Below are 1047 nucleotides of genomic sequence, written 5' to 3'. Positions count from 1 at the left end.
CTAGAGCAGGTCCTGTAATCGATGAATCGATTGTGAGGTGACGGGGCGAGCCGAAGCTGATTCAACATCCACAGCGGAGAGGTGGATGATGGCACAGGCACTAAGCGATGATCTTCGACTACGCGTATTGAAAGCGTCTGCTACGGGCATGTCGGCACGACAGGCCGCGGCTCGGTTTGGAGTTGGCATTTCGACGGCGATCCGCTGGATCGCAAGAGCGAAACAAGGTGAGCCGAGCTCTCGGCCGCAAGGTTGGAGGCGACCGTCGGCGCTGGATGCACACGAGGCATTCGTTGTCGAACTGATCGAAGGTCGTAAGGACGTGACGCTCGATGAAATGGTCGAGTTCTTGTCCGTCGAGCGGCAGGTGAAGATTAGTCGGAGTGCAGTTGGTGCCTGGCTGCGAGGCCGTGGATGGACCTTTAAAAAAAGTCCGCACATGCACTGGAGCAAGACCGGCCGGATGTCCTGAAGCGCCGGCGCGTCTGGTTTGATGGCCAACTCGATCTCGATCCGGAAAGGCTGATCTTTATCGATGAAACCGGCCTTTCGACGAAGATGGCGCGTCTGCGCGGGCGTGCACTTAGGGGCGAGCGTTGCCGAGCCGGTGTGCCGCATGGTCATTGGAAAACAACGACATTCACCGGAGCATTGCGCCTCACCGGAATGACCGCACCGTTCGTTTACGATGGCGCAATGAACGGTAACGTCTTCCTGGCTTACGTCGAACAGGTACTGGTGCCGACCCTTCAGATCGGTGATGTCGTCGTCATGGACAACTTGCCGGCACACAAAACTGCTGGTGTTCGTGATGCCATCGAGCGCGCCGGCGCCAAACTCATGTTCCTCCCGCCCTATAGCCCCGACTTCAACCCTATTGAAAACGCGTTCTCCAAACTGAAAGCGATGTTACGAGGCCGGGCAGAGCGAAAGATTGATGCTTTGTGGGATGCAGTAGGCGCTTTGGTTCCCTGCTTCACACCCTCAGAATGCGCGAACTACTTCAGAGCTGCCGGATATGACCCGGATTGAACAGGATCTGCTCTA

1 protein-coding gene is annotated in these 1047 nt (G+C 57.0%); it reads left to right on the top strand.

The annotated features are described in order from the left end of the window. Window positions 1–88: 88 nt before the first annotated feature. Window positions 89–1032 (top strand): IS630 family transposase gene (locus tag C5L13_RS28405; protein ID WP_245571528.1). Its coding sequence is split into 2 segments (ribosomal slippage): window positions 89–425 and window positions 425–1032, totalling 945 coding nucleotides; the frame shifts between segments, so codons are not numbered across the junction. Window positions 1033–1047: the final 15 nt, after the last annotated feature.

It is taken from the genome of Neorhizobium alkalisoli (assembly GCF_002968635.1).
GTDB lineage: Bacteria > Pseudomonadota > Alphaproteobacteria > Rhizobiales > Rhizobiaceae > Neorhizobium > Neorhizobium alkalisoli.
This window is presented reverse-complemented; position numbering and strand designations above follow the sequence as displayed.